The following is a 17,726-nucleotide window of genomic DNA, read 5'->3' on the forward strand; positions in this document are numbered from 1 at the left end:
GCCGGTGACCCATGGCCGATACGTTAGCTGCTAGCCTGCCGACCCCACGACGATTGGGGGCCGACGCCTTCTTCGCCGGCGGTATCGTGGCGATGCTCACGATCCTGTTCCTGCCGATCCCGCCGATCCTGATCGATCTCGGCCTGGCGTTCTCGATCGCGCTGTCGGCGCTGATCCTGATGGTCGCGCTGTGGATTCAGCGGCCGCTCGACTTCTCGGCGTTTCCGACCGTGCTGCTGATCGCGACGATCCTGCGGCTGGCGCTGAACGTCGCGACGACTCGCCTGATCCTGTCGCGCGGCGGGGAGGGCGAGCAGGCCGCCGGCCACGTCGTCGCCGGCTTCTCCAAATTCGTCATGGGCGGCGACTTCGTCATCGGCCTGATCATCTTTGCCATCCTGGTCACCGTGAATTTCGTCGTGATCACCAAGGGCGCAACGCGTATCGCCGAAGTCGGTGCCCGTTTCACCCTCGATGCCATCCCCGGCAAGCAGATGGCGATCGACGCCGACCTGTCGGCGGGCCTGATCGACGACAAGGAGGCCCAGCGCCGGCGCCGCGAGCTCGAAGAAGAAAGCGCGTTCTTCGGCGCCATGGACGGCGCCTCCAAATTCGTTCGCGGCGACGCCATCGCCGGCCTCATCATCACCGCGATCAACATCTTCGGCGGCATCGTCATCGGTGTCACCCATCACGGGCTGTCGCTCTCGCGCGCGGCCGATGTCTACACCAAGCTCTCCGTGGGCGACGGTCTGGTCACGCAGATGCCGGCGCTGATCGTGTCCCTGTCAGCGGGTCTGCTGGTTTCCAAGGGCGGCACCAGGGGCTCGGCGGAGCAGGCGGTGCTGCGGCAGCTCGGCGGCTACCCCCGCGCGGTGTCGGCCGCCGCGCTGATGATGTTCGTGCTCGCCTTGATGCCGGGACTGCCGATGAGTCCGTTCGTGCTGCTCGGCGGCATCATGGCCTTCGTCGGCTATTCGCTGCCGAAGCGGCAGGCCGCGCGCGAGCGGAAAGAGGATGCGCGCAAGGCCGACGAGCGCGCCCAGGCGGAGGCGAAGGAATCCGTCAAGGACCAGCTCAAGACCGCCGAGATCGAGCTTTCGCTCGGCGGCCATCTGTCGGTCCACCTGCTGGGCTCGCGCACCGAGCTCGCCCACCGCGTCGCCAAGATCCGCAAGAAGTTCGCCAAGCAGTACGGCTTCGTCGTTCCCGAGATCAAGCTCAGCGACAATCTGTCGATCGATCCCAAGGGTTACCAGATCCGGATCCATGACACCCGCGTCGCCCATGGCGAGCTCAGGCTCGGCGAGGTGCTGGTGCTGGTCGACAAGGACGGCAAGCCCGACGTGCCCGGCGAGGAGGTGGTCGAACCCGCGTTCGGCATGAAGGCGCTGTGGGTGACGGAAGCCTTTACGGACGAAGTCAAGCGGCAGGGCTGCAAGCCGGTCGACAATCTGTCGGTGCTGCTCACGCATTTGAGCGAAGTGCTCAGGGCGAACCTCGCCCAGCTCCTGTCCTACAAGGACATGCGCTCGCTGCTCGACCGGCTCGATCCCGAATACAAGCGACTCGTCGAGGATCTCTGCCCGTCACAGATCTCCTATTCGGGCCTGCTGGCAATCCTGAAGATCCTGCTGGCCGAGCGCGTGTCCATCCGCAATCTTCATCTCATCCTCGAGGCGATCGCCGAGATCGCGCCTCACGTGCGGCGCTCCGAGCAGGTCGCAGAGCACGTGCGGACGCGGCTGGCACAGCAGATCTGCGGAGACCTCTCCGACAACGGCGTCCTCAACGTCGTCAGGCTCGGCAACCGCTGGGACCTGGCGTTCCACCAGAGCTTGAAGCGAGACGGCAAGGGCGACGTCGTCGAGTTCGACGCAGATCCGCGCCTGATCGAGCAGTTCGCGACAGAAGCCAGCGCCGCGATCCGCAAGTTCACCGAAAGCGGCACCAGCGTGGTGCTGGCGGTGACGCCCGAAGCGCGGCCCTATGTCCGGATGATCCTGGAGCGGGTGTTTCCGACTCTGCCGATCCTGTCGCATGTCGAAGTCGCGCGCAGCGCCGAGATCAGGGCGCTTGGAGCGGTGTCGTGATCAGCGGCCTTGCCCACAGCGTGCTGGTGACGTTCATCGTATTCTGCCGCATCGGCGCCTGCCTGATGTTGGTACCCGGCTTTTCCAGCGTCAACGTTCCGGCCCAGGTCCGGCTGTTCGTAGCGCTCGTCACCACGCTCGCGCTGGCGCCGATCCTGATCGCGGTGCTGAAGCCACTCACCGACAACGCCGCGCCGCTGACGCTGGCGCTCCTGATCTGCTCCGAGCTCGTGGTCGGCAGCGTCATCGGGCTCGGCGGACGGGTGTTCTTCCTTGCGCTCCAGACCATGGCGACCGTGATGGCGAGTGCGATCGGGCTCAGCAACATTCCGGGGACGCCGGTTGCCGACAGCGATCCGGCGCCCGCGCTGGTGCCGCTGATCATGGTGTCGGTGACCACGCTGTTCTTCATGACCGACCAGCATTGGCAGGTCCTGCGCGGGCTGATGAATTCCTACGAGGTCTGGCGTCCCGGCGACAGGCTCGGCGGCGGCGTGGCGCTCGACCTGCTCGTCGGCCGCCTGTCGGAAGCGTTCGTGCTAACGCTGCGGATCGCCAGCCCATTCATCGTCTATTCGGTAATCGTCAATCTGGCGGTCAGCCTGATCAACAAGCTGACGCCAGCGGTCCCGGTCTATTTCATCTCGGTGCCGTTCGTGCTGTTCGGCGGCTTCCTGCTGCTCTACCTCACGAGCGACGAGCTGTTGACGCAATTCATGCTCGGCCTCTCGTCCTGGCTGGCGGAGTGACGCTGTGACCATTTCGCGCGCGGACAAGCTCGGCCGGATGGTGTCGCTCGTGAAGCTGCAGCTTCGGCTGTCCGAATGGCAGCTCGCGCAGCTGCGGCAGCAGGAGAGAAGCCTGCAGGACGAGCAGGAATGGCTGGTGGGCGCCTTGAACGGCGGCAAGCCGCCAGCGGGATCGTCGAGCGATTCGATCGCGCGGCGGCTGAACAGGATGAGCGTCGGCGCGCGCGCGATCCAGGCGCAGGCCGCCCAGCAGCTTGACCAGGTCCGCACCGAGAGCCGCCGCGTCAGGCAGCTTGAGCAGGTTGCCAAGGCGGCGCTGGCCGACAAGCTCCGTGACGCCGAGAAGCGGAGTCTTGAGGAAATGACGGGAATTAGCCCAGCCGCGCGCGCGTGGACGCCACGGCCAGCCAATCGGAACAAGCCATGATCGTGACCGCGACACCCGACCTCGTTCTCGACGTCCTCGATGCCGCCGATCCCGTGACGCAGCGCGCGGCGACGGCGAAACTCGACGCGCTGAAATCCTCCGACGCGGATTTCGCCGCCACCATGGAGGCGGAGGCCGGCAAGGCGGCGGCTGCCAAGCAACCCGCGACGAAGGCTTCCGAGGCGCCTTCGGATGCGGTGAACGGGGCGCCGGTGCGGATGATCAAGGCGCCTGCATCCGGTGAGGTGTACCGGAAGTTCGAGGCATTCATTCTCCAGACCTTCGTCGAGACGATGTTGCCGAAGGACTCCGAGCAGATCTTCGGCAAGGGTACCGCCGGCGGCGTCTGGAAGTCGATGCTGGCTGAGCAGCTTGGCAGCCAGCTGGCAAAGGGCAACGGCATTGGCATTGCCAGGCAGCTGGCCGCCGCGAATGCGGCCGGACCGAACGAGGCCGGCAAGGCCGGATCATGATCGGCGAACGGGTGACAGAAGTTGAAGGGTGAATTTCTATGCAGGCACAAGACAGCGCGGCGGCCATGGCGATCGAACAGCCGGTCGCGGACACCGGGATGACGACGGCGGAGGCAGCAACAGGCGATGCGCTGCTGCCCGTGTTGCTGCCGGCCGCGACCGACGAGGCCGTGGTCGACGGCGCGGATGCGGCGAGAGCGGATGAAGTGCGCGGGCTGCTGGCGGCAATCCGCCGGCTCGAGAGCATCGTTGAGGAGGAGACGGTCGCGCTCGCCACGCGCCAGAAGATCGATTTCGACGATTTCAGCGCGCGGAAGAGCCGCAGCATGCTCGAGTTCGTCCGGCTGATGCGGGCGCGGATGCATTTCGGCGGTGACGTCGAGGTCACCGAGGAAATCCAGCGGCTGCGAGAGAAGCTCGAGCGGAATCGCTCGATCCTCGAAATGCATTACGACGCGGTGCGGGAGATCGCGAGCGTCATCGTCAAGGCGATCCAGGAAGCCGAGTCCGACGGCACCTATACCGGTCGCGCAGCGCAGGACGGAACATGATCAGACTGGTTCTGGCCGGGCTCTGGGTCTGCATCCTCACCGCGGGCACGAGCTATGGCGTGGCCTATTGGAAGGAAAACGGCAGCCTGCTGCCGGCGAAGGACGAATATCTCGACGGTCTGCAATATCAGAAGACGCGGGCATTGAGCGTGCCGATGGTTGAGAGCGGCAATGTGCAGGGCTATATCGTCGCGCGCTTCGTCTACACCGTGGAGGCGCGGACCCTGCATCAGCTCAACGTTCCGCCGGAGCCGTTCGTCGTCGACGAGGCCTTTCGCAGGATTTATGCCGACGAGCGTCTCGATTTCAGGAAGCTCGCCCGTTACGACCTCTCCATCCTGACGACGGCCATCAAACAGCGCGTCAACGAGCGGATGCAGGCCGAAGTCGTCCAGGACGTCCTGGTCGAGGACTTCAATTACGTCTCCAAGGAAGAATTCCAGCAGAAGCCGTAGCTCCTTTGTGCTGACATCCTTCGGGATGCCGCCAGGCGCCTCCTCCGGATGAGGACGGAATGCGCGGCTCCAGATTCAGCTCGCACCGCGGACCGATTAGCCTCATCCCGAGGAGGCGCGTCAGCGCCGTTTCGAATGACGAAGCGTGCGCTCTGCTCGCCGCCGCCAATCGCGAAACGGCCTCCGCGAAGGTGCTTCGCGGAGGCCGCTGCCTGTTTCGCCGCGGGCCGTGTCAGTTTCCGGCGGGGTAGGCCGCCGGGACGGCATGCGCCCTGTTGAGGATGATGCCGACCTCGTCGAGCTCCTGCATCGATACGTCGAGTGTCTCGCCGGCAGGGATGTCGAGGCGGTATCCGACGTAACGCCGGGCCACGATCGCGTCGAAGCCGAGGCGGTCGCGGAGCTTCTTGCGCAACTTGCTGACGTGGCTCTCGATCACGCTCTCGTCGAAGGTGGACTCGAAGATCCCGTAAACCGCGTTGAAGATCTGCGTCTTGGTGATCCACTTGCCGTGATTGCTGACCATATATTCGAGAATGCGCAATTCGCGGCGGGGCAGGGTGAGGGCGTGGCCCGCGATCTCGGGGTCGCGGCCGTTGAAAAAGACCTGAATCCTGCTCTCGCAGGGTCTCGGCAGCTCACCCACCCGGCGGCGGGCGATCGCGGCCGTTCGGGCCAGAATCTCGCGCAGATGGATCGGCACATGCACGACGTCGTCGACGCCGGATTCGAACAGCTCCAGCGTGTTCTTGAGCATCTTCTGGCCGCTCATGGCGATGATGGGCGCGGAGGAACGCTTGCGCATCGCCCGCGGCAGGCTTCCGCGGGCATCGCAGTCCCCGAGGAGGAAGGCGTCCACCGCTGCCAGGTCCGATTCGCTTGCGGATTGCAGCCAGTCCCAGAATTCTCCGGAGGAGAAGCCGATCGACGATACACCTTCGCGAACGAGCCCTCCGACATAGCTGTTCGCGACGCTCTCGCGATCATCAACGATAATATACATCAGTCTTTCGCCCCTGTTTCGCACCTGTCGCGGCCGGATGGTTGTTATGATGCCCGGCTCGGCAACGATGCTGTTTGACGACATTCCTTCCCGCGAACCGTTGTTATGGTTTCGATATTCGCGGGCAGCCCTACGCATTCAGTGCCTGCGTCTCGCAGGCCTGCTACTTCAACTCGATACTGAACGCTTACTGCGTGAGGCTCGGCGGGTGTGGTACGGATCACCTCGCGGAGCGGATTGAGAAACGACCTAGAACAGTTGCGCCAAGTTGCTCATCGCGTCCGAACACTGCCGATTCTGTGTCGATCTCCTCGCCAACTGGCGAGAATCACTTGAGTAGGACCGTAACAATTGCCGATTTCCGATCAAGCGTGCGTAATAAAGCGTTTGCTACGTGTGCTTGATGCTGTTGGTTTGTTTCGGGTTGTTTCTTGATATATTCAAACGCATCAGTTGCTTCGGAAAACAAACTAGTTCTGCACACTGTCGGTTCTAAGGTTCCGCATCTCCGTACAATTACAGCTATTTTAACCGGTGCTGCGGATATGGCATATCGAACGGTTTTCAACCCGGGATTGACTCGAGTGCGCGGTTGTCCACATGCGGCAATTCGACTCACGTGTGGCGGCGAGAGTCCAGCTTGGCAAAATCTTGGCGAGGGTGTGTCTTTCGAGTCGCACTCCCGCCACGTGCATGACGCGGTTGACAGATGCGACGCCGCATAGCGCGCGATGAGGGATCTTCGATGCGCACGTTTCAGGCAAGCTTCGGCACATAACGTCACCGTTCGAAAGATCGAACCGAACGGAGCATTTTTACATGTTGTCCGATGGACAAGCTCGTCCCAGCGCGACCGCCGATGTTTCCGCAACGGCGAAGCCGGCTATTGAAGTACGCGAGACGGAGGTTGATCCGGCGCGAGCGCCCAGGCCTGCTGCGGGCACAAAGCGTGTGTCGGCCGCGGTGAGCGACGAAGTTCTCGCGAAGGAGGCACTCGAGGGCCTGAAACGCATTCGCGCCAAGGCGCGTCTCGACAAGATGGCGATCCCCAAGCCGGCGCCGACCGTGATCAAGCCGGCCATGATCGTCGCCAAGTCCCCACCGCCCCGTCCGACCTGGGTTGTGCCCCTCGCAACATTGGCGGTCGCCGCCATGTTGGTGGTCTGCGCCTGCACCGGCGTGATCGCCTATCTCACGACGCAGCCCGCCCAGAACAACGTCGCAGCCAATACGGAGATCAGGAATCTGCGCGAGACGGTCGCGCATCTGCGCAAGCAAGTGTCGGGCGTGTCGGAAAATCTCGACGGCCTGCGGACCGCAGTGGATCAATCGAGCAAGGCGACCAATGACCGTTTCGGAAGGTTTGCCGAGAATTTGGACCGTATCGAGCGGGTGAGCTCGTCCTCGACGGTGAAGCTCGATAAGCTCGCTCAAGCGCAGGTTCAGGCGCCGGCCATCGTCCAATCGCAGCCCGCGCCACAGCAAGGGGCGATGGTGGCCTCGGTCGCAGCGCCGGAGATCACGGGTTCGGTGTCACCGACCGAGCGCGCGCTGGCGCCGCGAAAGGTGATCAAGGGCTGGTCGGTCCGCCAGGCCTATGAAGGCATTGCGATCCTGCAGAGCCCGAACGGCGTCATCGAAGCGGTGCTGGGACAGCAAGTGCCCGGACTTGGCCGCATCGAAGAGATCAGGAGCGAGAACGGGCGTCTGGTCGTGGAGGCGAGCGGCGGCGTCATCTATTCGTCACGCAAAGCAACGCCGTGATCGGGGGGCGGTCCTCTATTGGCGGTGATGTTCGAAGCTGGTGCATAGCAGATCGACCTCCGCTTCAGCGATCGGCGAGCGAAACAGGCGGCAGCTGAACTCGGCCGCTGTCTTGCTGTCGGTGGCGGTGCGCTCCTCCCGAAGGAAGATGCATCGCTTGCACACGTCGGTGTGGTGCCGCTGCTCGGCCGCGTCCGACTGATCCAGCACGTGCCGGAACGTGTCGCGGAAGCGGATTTTGACCTCTTCGTCGAGGACGGCGATCGCGTCGACCAGAACGTTGACGGGATCGCGCACCAGGAATTTCTTGCCTTGCTGCGTCACGCTCAGCATCACCGAGCGCTTGTCGGTGGCCGAGCGTTTCCGCTCGATATAGCCCAACCGCTCGAGCTCCCCGATGATGAACGAGGCGGTGCCGCGCGTGGTGCCGACGTAGCTCGCGAGCGCCGAAGGCGTCCGGGAAAAACGGTTGGCGCGGGAGAGGAAGCGCAGCGCCATCCACTCGCGGTCGCGCAAGCCGTGCTTGGTGCCTTCGAACCACAGGATCCGTGCAACCTGTTCCAGCAGTTCAATTGATTCGCGAGCCAAATTCATTTCAATTCCAGATCGGATAAACTTTATTCAATTGAGCCTTCGGATGCGCAATCTGTGTGGACGAGAATGAAGTTCTCGCGTGCCCCTTCGTCCGTTGCCGGATGGCGGAGCGCGCGTGGGAGAAGCCCTCTGCGGAGATGGGACTTCCGGCCGTGGAACTACGGCGTCGCGAAGAAAGTTCGAGTAAATCGCACGGCTCAAGTCCTCTGAAAATTTCAATCAAAATCACGACGGCCTGCGCCTGATCGACGGTGATGTGCGGTGCGTGAGCAACATGATGTGTCAATTCCACCGCTGCGGTATCCATTTGTTGCGGGTGAGCGTGTCGAACGTGCACGCATGTACATCCGCTGCAGCACATGGCGGTGCGGCCGGCCGGGAGAGAACCCTGTCTTTTCGGTTAATGGATGTTGCAATGCGGTGTGGCTAGACGGTTAAGCCCGGCACACCAGCGATCGGATCGTCAGAGTGTCGTTGGGTATCGCAACAGCAGCGCCGCTCAGCTCAAGTCTGCGGAACTGCCGCCACCGTTGTCTCCTGCGTGCCGCAGTCGCTAGACTTGGTCGCAACGGGCAGCCGAGGCCGCGCCGCTGAAGAAAACGGGAGGCCCAAGTTGAAAGCACGCGCGCTCGCAGGCTGGTGATTTGCGTTTCGCCGGCGATTATTGGCGAATGCGTCGCCCGGGGGAGGGCACCATGCGCAGCAGGAAGGGATAGATTGATGAGCTTCGAAACCACCATGACTTCGGACGTTGTCGGGCTGACCAAAGTCGCCCCGGTCTCGCGCCGCGGTTTCATGAGCGCCACCGCGGCCGTCGCCGCCGGCTACACGCTTGCGGCGGGGCCCGTGCGCGCCGAGGCGATCGCGACCGACACCAACGGCCTGCAGGCCGGCGACGCCAGGATCAAGGTCGGCTCCGAAGAGATGCCCGCCTATTTCGCCCGTCCCGCCGGCAACACCAAGGCGCCGGTGATCATCGTCGCGATGGAGATTTTCGGACTGCATGAGTACATCAAGGACGTGACGCGGCGCCTCGCCAAGCTTGGCGCGTTCGCCGTTGCGCCCGACTATTATTTCCGCAAGGGCACCGACCTGACCAAGGTCTCGGATATCAAGGAGCTCCTGCCGATCGTCAATGCCAAGCCGGACGCCGAGCTGTTGTCCGATCTGGACGCCACGGCGGCGTGGGCGGGATCGCAGGGCGGCGACGCCACCAGGCTCGGCATCATCGGCTTCTGCCGGGGCGGCCGCACGGTCTGGGAATATGCCGCCCACAGCGGCACGCTCAAGGCCGGCGTGGCGTTCTACGGCACGGTGGTCGATCCCGCCAATCCGCTCTGGCCGAAGAGCCCGATGCAACTCGCGCCCGAGATGAAAGCGCCGGTGCTCGGCCTCTATGGCGGCGCCGATACCGGCATTCCGGTCGCCCAGGTCGAGCAGATGAAGGCGGCGCTGGCGGAGAACAAGAAGACGGCCGAATTCAAGATCTACCCCGAAGCGCCGCACGGATTCCATGCCGACTATCGCAGCAGCTACCGCAAGGACGCTGCGGAGGACGCCTGGAAGCAGGCCGAGGCGTGGTTCAAGAAGTATGGCGTCCTGAGCTGACGCCTGGACAAGCAAAGGGCGGCCCGATTGGCCGCCCTTTCTCTTTTGGGTCAAGCCCGTCTCACTTCGTCATCGCGCCGTAGACGATGTCCTGGACCTGCTCGCGATAATACTTCCTGAGCTCGCCGGGCGCGGCCGTTCCCACGACGACCACAAGACGCTCCTTGGGATCGCAGAAGAACTGGGTTCCGTAGGCGCCGTTCCAGCTGAACTCGCCGGGATTGCCGGGGACCGACGACAGACCCTCACTGGTCCGAACCGCGACTGAAAGGCCGAAGCCGAAGCCGGCGCGATGCGGCTCGACATTGGCCACCTTGTTCTTGATCTCGGGGCCGAGATGGTTGGTCGTCATGTGATGCACGGTCTTCGGGCCGAGGATGCGCTGGCCGTCGAGCTCGCCGCCGTTGAGCAGCATCTGTCCGAAGCGGATGTAGTCGCCGACCGTCGCGAACGAGCACGCGCCGCCGCAATCGAATTTGGTCGGGGTGTCCAGCAGCTTGATCGCCTGCGGCTTGCCCGTCAGCGGATCCTTGCCGAACGGACGGGCGAGACGCGGGCGCTGCGCGTCGGTTGGGTGGAAGGTTGCGTCTGTCATGCCAAGCGGCTGCCAGACATTGGCGGCCAGATATTCGCCGAGCTTCTGCTCGCCCACCTTCTCGACGACGGCGCCGAGCACGTCGATCGAAAAGCCGTATTCGAATTCGGTCGAGGGCTGATGCGCCAGCGGCAGCTTGGTGATGCGGTCGATGAAGGCCTGGGTATCGCCCTCGATCGCCGGCGCTGTGCCGTCAGGATATTGCCGCGCCACTGGGCTCGATGAGTCCGGGCGACCGCCATACATCAATCCGGAGGTGTGCCGGTAGAGATCGTGGATGAAGATCGGCGTGGACTGCGGCTCCAGCTTGAGCGAACCGTTGGCCTCGGTCACGCCGACCTTCATGTCGGCAAAGCCGGGATAGTAATCGGACAGCTTGGCCTGGAGCGGCAGCCGTCCCTGCTCCATCAGTGTCAGGCCCGCGACCGCCGCCATCGGCTTGGTCATCGAGGCCAGCGCGAAGATCGCATCGACCGGCATCTGCGTGCCCTTGTCGGGATCGAGCATGCCGTAGGCCTTGTAGTGCACGAGCTTGCCGTCGCGTGCGACGGCGACGACCGCACCGGGGACGCGCTTGGAAGCGATCTCGCGGGCGAAGAAATTGTCGAGGCGCGCAAGACCCTGACTGGAGAAACCGACGTCGGCGGGTTTGGCTTCTGGCAGCGGCGCGGCGCTGGCCGCGCCGAATGTGATGACGGCAACCGCCGTCGCGATCACAGCGATCGTCTTCTTCATTATGTCCTCCCGCACGAGCTCCTTGTGTGAGTGGCTCGCTGGACGCCTAGATCACGATTGTACCGGCGCGAAGTCAAGCGCGAGCGGAGCATGCCTGGGACGCGTCGGAGATGCTGGAACCTATCGCGCTTCGCCTGCGTGCCACAGCGTATTGAGGCCGTGCCGATAGGTCGGATGGACGAGCGCGACCCCGAGCTCTCGCTTCAGTTTCGCATTCGAAACGCGGGCGCTGCTGGAATAGAAGCTGCGCGCCATCGCCGACATCTCGGCCGTCGCGAAATCCTCTTCCGGCGGCGGCGCAACGCCCATCAGTTCAGCCGCATAGGTGATCACGTCTTGCGGCGGAGCCGGCTCGTCGTCGCACACGTTCCAGATGCCGCCGCTTCCGTGTTGAATGGCGGCCATGATCGCGCCCGCGATATCGTCGACATGGATGCGGTTGAAGACCTGGCCGGGCTTGATGATGCGCCGGGCCGTTCCCGCCCGCAGCGTCGCCAGCGCGTTGCGGCCCGGGCCGTAGATGCCAGCAAGCCGGAGGATAGCGGCATCGCCGATGTCCATCCAGGCCTGCTCGGCCGCAACCCGCATGCGGGCGCGGTCGAGCGTCGACTGCGGCGGGGTGCTCTCGTCGACCCAGCCGCCGTCGTGATCGCCGTAGACGCCGATGGTGGAGAGATAAACGACCTTGCGGCGGCTCGCCGCTATTGCGTCGCCGAAGGCCGCGATGGCGGGATCGCCGGTGGTACCAGGCGGGATCGATACCAGAAGCACGTTGGCGTCACGAATCTGCTCGACTGTCTCGCGTGCGGGGGATCCACCCGAAAAGGCGTGCAGCTCGATGCCGGCGAGGCCATCCCGCTTTGCGGGATCGCGCACCGTGCCGGCGATATGCGAGAAGCTGCCGCCATGTTTGCGGGCAAAGTGCCGGGCGCTGTAGCCGAGGCCGAGGATGAAGAGCCGCATGCGTCTCCCGTGCTAGTCAAAAGTTCCCGCGCAAGCTGCGCGTCCTCTGCTCATAAGAGATTTTTGGGTCCGGCAAAAGATATTGCGATTTGTCTCGTCTTCGTTGCCGGGCGATGTTCGGCTGTCACCGGGAGGCACCGATCATGCAGGCACAGGCGCTGGCTTTCGCACCGGCGGATGCCAATGAGCTGATCCGGCGCGCGGTCGCGCTGATTTTCGACGTCGACGGCACCCTGGCCGAGACCGAGGAACTGCATCGGCGAGCCTTCAACCATGCCTTCGCCCACCACGGTCTTGGCTGGCAGTGGGACCGCGCTCTCTACAAGGACCTGCTGCGGGTGACCGGTGGCAAGGAGCGCATGCGCGCCTATCACGCACGGCTGGGAGGCGCGGCGCCGCTGTCGGACGGGGACATCGCGGAACTTCACCGCATCAAGACCGCGCATTACGCCGGGCTGGTCGAATCCGGTTGCTGTCCCCTCAGGCCGGGCGTGATCGAACTGCTCGCCGCGGCGCAGGCGCGGGGCCAGCGGCTTGCGATTGCGACCACGACCTCGCACGGCAATATCGATGCGCTGTTGTCGCAGGCGCTGGGGCCGGGCTGGGCAGCCGGGTTCGACGCCATCGTCGCCGGTGACGACGTCAGGCACAAGAAACCCGCGCCGGACGTCTATCTGGAAACCCTGGCGCGGCTGAAGCTGGGCGGCGCCGACTGCGTCGCCATCGAGGATTCCGCCAACGGGCTGATCGCAGCCTCGCGCGCCGGCATTCCGGTGCTGATCAGCCGCAGCATGTTCTTTGCGGATGATGATTTTTCCGCGGCGCGGTGCGTGCTGGACAACCTGTCGGAACTTGCGGCCAACCCAAAAATGGAAAAACAACCCCATGCACAGTAGATCGCGCCGGCCTGCCGGTCGCGGTCAGTGCACCCGGTGGCTCGCTCTATCGTCTTCAGCCTGTTCGACAATCTGCGCGATCGGGCTCGACTGGTGGTGCACCAGGCGCCACTCGTCGCCGACGCGGCGAAAATGGTTGGCGGCGGCCAAAGCGGTGCCGTCGACGATCTCGATGCAGAGCACGCGGGCGCTGTCGCCGTCGACGATGACCTGCGGCTCGGCGCAGACGATCTGGGGCCGCTCCGGGTTTTGCAGGATGTCGCGCCAGCTTCCGATCACGGTGGCACGGCCGATGATGGCCGGCCAACCGGGATGGATGCAGGAAATGGCGTCGTCGGCCGCCCACATCCGTTCCATGCCGTCGAAATCGCCGGTCGAAAACGCGGCGTAGAAGGCCGCGTTGGCGGCGATGATCTTGCTGTCCTTTGCCATTGCTCTCGGGTGGGGCAAGGACAGCCAAAAATCAAGCGCGACTTCCGTTCGACTTTGCGTCCGATTTGGACCGCAGTGCAGCATTGCCCGATTAATGTTCAGGCCGAGACCAGCGTCTCCACGGCCCGCCGCGCACCGTCCCGGTAGAGACGCGCGAGCGCCGTGGTCACGGCCTCGCGCAGGGGCGGCTCCGAGCCCAGCGGTCCGAAGACCTTCTGAACCCCGAGCAAGGCGGGCGCGAGCCGCTCGGCAACGGGCCCGGCTTCGCGCGTGAGCGCGGCCAACTCGGCGGCAAGGGGATCGCGCACGTCGATGGCGCGGCCCTGCTCGTCTGTTGCGGTGACGTAGCGCATCCAGCCGGCGACCGCGAGCGCATGCGTTGCGATCGGCAGGTTCCTGGCGAGGCGGTCCTGCATCGCGCCGAGCAGGCGCTGTGGGAGCTTCTGCGAGCCGTCCATCGCGATCTGCCAGGTGCGATGATGCAGCGCCGGATTGGCGAAGCGCCTGAGAAGTGAGGCGCGGTAGGCGGCGAGGTCGGTACCTGCCGGCATCGTCAGCGTCACTGCGGCGTCCTCCATCACCCGCGCGGCCAGCCGCGCGAAATGCGGATCCTGCATGCTGTCGGCAATGGTCTCGTAGCCAGAGAGGTAGCCGAGATAGGCCAGCGCGGAATGGCTGGCGTTGAGCAGCCGCAGCTTCATCAGCTCGAACGGCTTGACGTCGGTGACGAGCTCGACACCGGCGGCGGCGAGATTTGGCCGGCCCGCGGTGAAGCGATCCTCCACCACCCATTGCGTGAACGGCTCGGTAATCACAGGCCAGGCGTCGCGCACGCCGAGCGCGTTGGCGACCGCATCGCGATCGCTATCCGTCGTCTCCGGCACGATGCGATCGACCATGGTGGAAGGGAACGCGGCGTTGTCCGCGATCCACTTTCCGAGGTCCCTGGACCGGAGCGCGGCGAATTGCGTCACGATGCGCTGCACGGTGTGGCCGTTGGCGGCGAGGTTGTCGCAGCACAGCACTGTGAAGGGCAGGGCGCCAAGCGCGCGCCGGCGCGCCAGCGCCGCGACGATGAAGCCGGGCGCCGAGCGCGGCGCGTCGAAATTGTTGAGGTCGTGCACCACGTCAGGATGCCGCTCGTCGAGATCGCCGGTCTGCGGCGTGTGGCAATAACCCTTCTCGGTCACGGTGAGCGAGACGATGCGAATGGCGGGATCGGCCATCCGCTCGACCAGCGCTGCCGGATTTTCGCGCGCGACGACACTGTCGAGCAACGCGCCGATCACGCGGTGCTCGGTGCCTTCGGCGGCACGCACGGCAACGGTGTAGAGGTGATCCTGTGGGGCGAGCGCGTCGCGCGTATCCGGGCTGCGCAGGCTGGCGCCGACGATGCCCCAGGATGCGGCGCCTGCAGCGAGGCAATCGTCGACGACGACGGCCTGATGCGCGCGATGAAACGCGCCAAGGCCGAGATGCACGATGCCGGGCGTGACACGCGAACGGTCGTAGGCCGGGCGGCGGACGCTGCGTGGCAGCCGGTCGAGAGTGGCAAAGCCAAGGCGCATTGAACTCGGGCCCATCGACGTCTCCCCTTGTTTTGCCGCTGCTTGACATGGCGCCCATATCAGGTCAATGCTCCGGTCAATTGGTAAGACCAATTTTCCAAAATTGGCGAGCCCCGGCGTTTCGAATGCCCGGTGTGACCTTTCGGGAGGACCAGCGTGCCGCTGGAAGCTGTGGAGGCGAGACGGCTTTATCGCCAGGTCGCCGATCAATTGCGAAGCCTGATCGACAGCGGCGAGTACGCGGTCGGCAGCCGCTTGCCGACCGAGCGCGAGCTTGCCGAGCAGCTCAAGATCTCGCGGCCGACGGTGCGCGAAGCCCTGATCGCGCTCGAGGTCGAGGGCCGCCTGCGTATCCGCGTCGGCTCCGGCATTTATGTGATCGAGCCCGCCGCTCCGGCGATGGCCGTGCCTGCCGCCGCGGTCATTGAAGGCCCATTCGAGCTGCTGCGAGCCCGCGAATTCCTCGAAAGCGCTATCGCCGAACAGGCCGCGCACGTTGCGACCAGGGGCGATATCGCCCGCATCGACGCTTCGCTGCTCGCAATGGAGAATGTCGCGCATCCCGGCGAAGCCTCGATGGTGCACGACCGCGCGTTCCACGTCGCGATCGCCGGAAGCCTCGGCAATGCCGTGCTGGTGCGCGTGGTCGGCGAGCTGTTCGACCAGCGCCTCAATCCCTATTTCGCGCAGCTTGCGCATTATTTCGAAAGTCCGGGCACTTGGCGTACGGCGCTGGACGAGCATCGCGCCGTGCGCGAGGCGATCGCGGCGCATGATCCGCAAGCCGCGCGCGAGGCGATGCGCGCCCATCTGGTGCGGTCACAGGAGCGCTTCGCGCAAAATTTCGGCGCCGAGACAGCGGCGACAGCGCCCTCGGTGCGGAGCCGGACGGCGCGCGTGCCGGCAAAGAGACCGAGGCCGAAACCGGCGTTGAAGAAGAAGCCGGCCGGGAGCGGCAGCACGCGGCGGCGATGAGATTGTACGGCCCGCTTCCAATCGGGGCGGATGAACAAGAAGCAGACTTGAACGATGGAGGAAAAGTCAATGTTGAAGAAAACGACGATTGCCGCGGTGATGTCCGCCGCCGCGCTGTTGGCCGCCACCCAGGCCGCCATGGCGCAGACGAAGCTCAAATGGGCCCATGTCTACGAGACCTCGGAGCCGTTCCACACCGCCTCGGTATGGGCCGCGCAGGAGATCGGCAAGCGCACCAACGGGCGCTACGCGATCGACGTCTATCCGGCTTCGCAGCTCGGCAAGGAGGCCGACATCAACCAGGGCCTGTCGCTCGGCTCGGTCGACATCATCATCTCCGGCTCGAGCTTCGCGGCCAAGAGCTTCCCGCCGATCGGCGTGACCTATTATCCCTACACCTTCCGCGACGCCGACCATCTGCTCGCCTACACCAAGAGCGACATCTTCAAGGAGCTCGCCAAGGGCTATGAAGACAAGAGCGGTCACCACATCGTCGCGGTGACCTATTATGGCGTGCGCCAGACATCGTCGAACAAGCCGATCAAGACCTGCGCCGACATGAAGGGCCTGAAGATCCGCGTGCCCGACGTTCCGGCCTATCTCGCGATGCCGCGCGCCTGCGGAGCCAACACCGCGCCGATCGCGTTCGCCGAGGTCTATCTCGCGCTCCAGAACGGCACCGTCGAGGCGCAGGAGAACCCGCTGACCACGATCGAAGCCAAGAAGTTTTACGAGGTGCAGAAGCACATCGTGCTGACCGGCCACATCGTCGATCACCTCAATACGGTGATTGCCGGCGCATTGTGGAAGAAGCTCTCCGACGAAGACAAGAAGATCTTCACCGACGTCGCGCAGGAGGCCGCCGCCAAGGCCACCGGGGAGATTAAGCAGAACGAGGCCAAGCTGGTCGCCTTCTTCAAGGAGAAGGGCCTGACCGTGACCGAGGTCGACAAGAACGAGTTCCGCGACACAGTGCTGAAGAACGTCGCGTTCGAGACCTTCGGCTATCGCAAGGCCGACTGGGAAAAGATCCAGGCGGTGAAATGACTGACGCTTGCTCCGCTATCAACCCCTCATGGTGAGGAGCGCGGAACGCGCATCTCGACTATGAAGGCCCCGATATCGCCCGGGGCCATCCTTCGAGACGCTTGCTTCGCAGAATGAGGAGCGGAGCAAGTTTTACGCAGTCAGATCATCTCGCGGTTCCGGGTTCGGCTCTTCGAGCCGCCCCGGAATGACGACCAAGACGTTCAAGGAGTGCCCCATGTCCACCGCCGAAATACACCGGCAGATCACCGCGGACGAGATTGCCCATACCTTCGAGGAGGAGGCGACGCCGAAGGTCGATCTCGGCGTCTACGCGTTCGAGGACTGGGTAGCACTTGCGATCTTCTGGGTGATGGCGCTCGCCGTCTTCCTGCAGTTCTTCACCCGCTACGTGCTCAACGACAGCTACGCCTGGACCGAGGAGATCGCGACCTATTGCCTGATCGGCGTCGTCTTCATCGGCGCCTCGATGTGCGTGCGGCTGTCGCGGCACATCCAGGTCGATCTCCTCTACCGCTATCTGCCCCAACCCGTTGGGCGCGTGCTGTCGACGTTGATCGACCTGATCCGGATCGCCTTCTTCGGCTACGCCGTCAAACTCGTCTGGGTCTACATCCAGATCATCGGCGACGAGCAGATGACGACGATCAATTTTCCCAAGAACTACGTGTATTACGCCGTGCTGCTCGGCTTCGTGCTGATGTTCCTGCGTTCGTTGCAGGCAGCACTGCAGCACTGGCGGCAAGGCTACTCGGTCCTGGAACGTCCCGGTGCCTACGACGGATCGGAGTTGTAATC

18 protein-coding genes are annotated in these 17,726 nt (G+C 64.3%); 12 read left to right on the plus strand and 6 right to left on the minus strand.

Annotated elements, in window-relative coordinates; genetic code table 11:
• Nucleotides 1-11 precede the first annotated feature (11 nt).
• From flhA to JQ580_RS17375, 6 genes are read left to right on the plus strand one after another with little or no spacing between them, the layout of a single operon-like run.
• A complete protein-coding gene (gene flhA, locus JQ580_RS17350) occupies nucleotides 12-2,093 on the plus strand; it encodes a flagellar biosynthesis protein FlhA (protein WP_212281275.1) in 2,082 nt (693 codons plus the stop codon).
• On the plus strand, nucleotides 2,090-2,842 hold the full coding sequence (fliR, locus tag JQ580_RS17355) for a flagellar biosynthesis protein FliR (RefSeq protein ID WP_212281276.1): 753 nt from the start codon (nucleotides 2,090-2,092) through the stop codon (nucleotides 2,840-2,842). Before flhA ends, fliR begins: the two co-directional genes overlap by 4 nt.
• Before the next feature lie 37 nt (nucleotides 2,843-2,879).
• The gene (locus JQ580_RS17360; RefSeq protein WP_212281699.1) at nucleotides 2,880-3,269 is read left to right on the plus strand and encodes a hypothetical protein; all 390 of its coding nucleotides are present in this window, start codon (nucleotides 2,880-2,882) and stop codon (nucleotides 3,267-3,269) included.
• Nucleotides 3,266-3,742, plus strand: a complete 477-nt coding sequence (locus JQ580_RS17365; protein WP_212281277.1) for a rod-binding protein — start codon at nucleotides 3,266-3,268, stop codon at nucleotides 3,740-3,742. Before JQ580_RS17360 ends, JQ580_RS17365 begins: the two co-directional genes overlap by 4 nt.
• Before the next feature lie 38 nt (nucleotides 3,743-3,780).
• Nucleotides 3,781-4,293, plus strand: a complete 513-nt coding sequence (locus JQ580_RS17370) for a flagellar biosynthesis protein FlgN (RefSeq protein WP_212281278.1) — start codon at nucleotides 3,781-3,783, stop codon at nucleotides 4,291-4,293.
• A complete protein-coding gene (locus tag JQ580_RS17375; protein ID WP_212281279.1) occupies nucleotides 4,290-4,748 on the plus strand; it encodes a hypothetical protein in 459 nt (152 codons plus the stop codon). The genes JQ580_RS17370 and JQ580_RS17375 overlap by 4 nt, the downstream gene beginning before the upstream one ends.
• Nucleotides 4,749-4,980: 232 nt before the next feature.
• On the opposite strand, the gene JQ580_RS17380 is transcribed toward JQ580_RS17375, so the two are convergent.
• Nucleotides 4,981-5,751, minus strand: coding sequence for a response regulator transcription factor (locus tag JQ580_RS17380; protein ID WP_212281280.1), 771 nt, complete (start codon nucleotides 5,749-5,751; stop codon nucleotides 4,981-4,983).
• Nucleotides 5,752-6,570: 819 nt separating this feature from the next.
• Here JQ580_RS17380 and JQ580_RS17385 point away from each other — a divergent pair.
• Entirely contained in the window at nucleotides 6,571-7,515 is a 945-nt protein-coding gene (locus JQ580_RS17385) for a hypothetical protein (RefSeq protein ID WP_212281281.1), read from the plus strand.
• 15 nt (nucleotides 7,516-7,530) lie between these two features.
• On the opposite strand, the gene JQ580_RS17390 is transcribed toward JQ580_RS17385, so the two are convergent.
• The gene (locus JQ580_RS17390; protein ID WP_212281282.1) at nucleotides 7,531-8,109 is read right to left on the minus strand and encodes a MarR family winged helix-turn-helix transcriptional regulator; all 579 of its coding nucleotides are present in this window, start codon (nucleotides 8,107-8,109) and stop codon (nucleotides 7,531-7,533) included.
• 720 nt (nucleotides 8,110-8,829) lie between these two features.
• Between JQ580_RS17390 and JQ580_RS17395 the strand changes: the two genes are divergently transcribed.
• The gene (locus tag JQ580_RS17395; RefSeq protein WP_212281283.1) at nucleotides 8,830-9,717 is read left to right on the plus strand and encodes a dienelactone hydrolase family protein; all 888 of its coding nucleotides are present in this window, start codon (nucleotides 8,830-8,832) and stop codon (nucleotides 9,715-9,717) included.
• A 61-nt stretch (nucleotides 9,718-9,778) separates the two neighbouring features.
• Here JQ580_RS17395 and JQ580_RS17400 read toward each other — a convergent pair whose 3' ends face one another.
• Both JQ580_RS17400 and JQ580_RS17405 read right to left on the minus strand, forming a co-directional pair.
• Entirely contained in the window at nucleotides 9,779-11,047 is a 1,269-nt protein-coding gene (locus JQ580_RS17400) for a serine hydrolase domain-containing protein (RefSeq protein WP_212281284.1), read from the minus strand.
• 120 nt (nucleotides 11,048-11,167) lie between these two features.
• Entirely contained in the window at nucleotides 11,168-12,010 is an 843-nt protein-coding gene (locus JQ580_RS17405) for an SDR family oxidoreductase (protein ID WP_212281285.1), read from the minus strand.
• Nucleotides 12,011-12,153: 143 nt separating this feature from the next.
• Here JQ580_RS17405 and JQ580_RS17410 point away from each other — a divergent pair, with 143 nt between their 5' ends.
• Nucleotides 12,154-12,906 (plus strand): HAD family hydrolase, encoded by a 753-nt coding sequence (locus JQ580_RS17410; RefSeq protein ID WP_212281286.1) that lies wholly within the window; start codon nucleotides 12,154-12,156, stop codon nucleotides 12,904-12,906.
• A gap of 24 nt (nucleotides 12,907-12,930) precedes the next feature.
• Here JQ580_RS17410 and JQ580_RS17415 read toward each other — a convergent pair whose 3' ends face one another.
• Both JQ580_RS17415 and JQ580_RS17420 read right to left on the minus strand, forming a co-directional pair.
• Nucleotides 12,931-13,338 carry a nuclear transport factor 2 family protein gene (locus tag JQ580_RS17415; protein WP_166476042.1) on the minus strand — a complete coding sequence of 136 codons (408 nt, stop codon included), beginning with the start codon at nucleotides 13,336-13,338 and terminating at the stop codon, nucleotides 12,931-12,933.
• 98 nt (nucleotides 13,339-13,436) lie between these two features.
• A complete protein-coding gene (locus JQ580_RS17420; RefSeq protein ID WP_212281287.1) occupies nucleotides 13,437-14,921 on the minus strand; it encodes a mannitol dehydrogenase family protein in 1,485 nt (494 codons plus the stop codon).
• A gap of 141 nt (nucleotides 14,922-15,062) precedes the next feature.
• On the opposite strand from JQ580_RS17420, the gene JQ580_RS17425 reads away from it, so the two are divergent.
• From JQ580_RS17425 to JQ580_RS17435, 3 genes are all read left to right on the plus strand, one after another.
• Nucleotides 15,063-15,881, plus strand: coding sequence for a FadR/GntR family transcriptional regulator (locus tag JQ580_RS17425; RefSeq protein ID WP_212281288.1), 819 nt, complete (start codon nucleotides 15,063-15,065; stop codon nucleotides 15,879-15,881).
• Nucleotides 15,882-15,950: 69 nt separating this feature from the next.
• The gene (locus JQ580_RS17430) at nucleotides 15,951-16,928 is read left to right on the plus strand and encodes a sialic acid TRAP transporter substrate-binding protein SiaP (protein ID WP_212281289.1); all 978 of its coding nucleotides are present in this window, start codon (nucleotides 15,951-15,953) and stop codon (nucleotides 16,926-16,928) included.
• A gap of 217 nt (nucleotides 16,929-17,145) precedes the next feature.
• A complete protein-coding gene (locus JQ580_RS17435; protein WP_212281290.1) occupies nucleotides 17,146-17,724 on the plus strand; it encodes a TRAP transporter small permease in 579 nt (192 codons plus the stop codon).
• Nucleotides 17,725-17,726 lie beyond the last annotated feature (2 nt).

It is taken from the genome of Bradyrhizobium sp. SZCCT0148 (assembly GCF_018129985.1).
In the GTDB taxonomy this organism is placed as follows: Bacteria; Pseudomonadota; Alphaproteobacteria; order Rhizobiales; family Xanthobacteraceae; genus Bradyrhizobium; species Bradyrhizobium japonicum_H.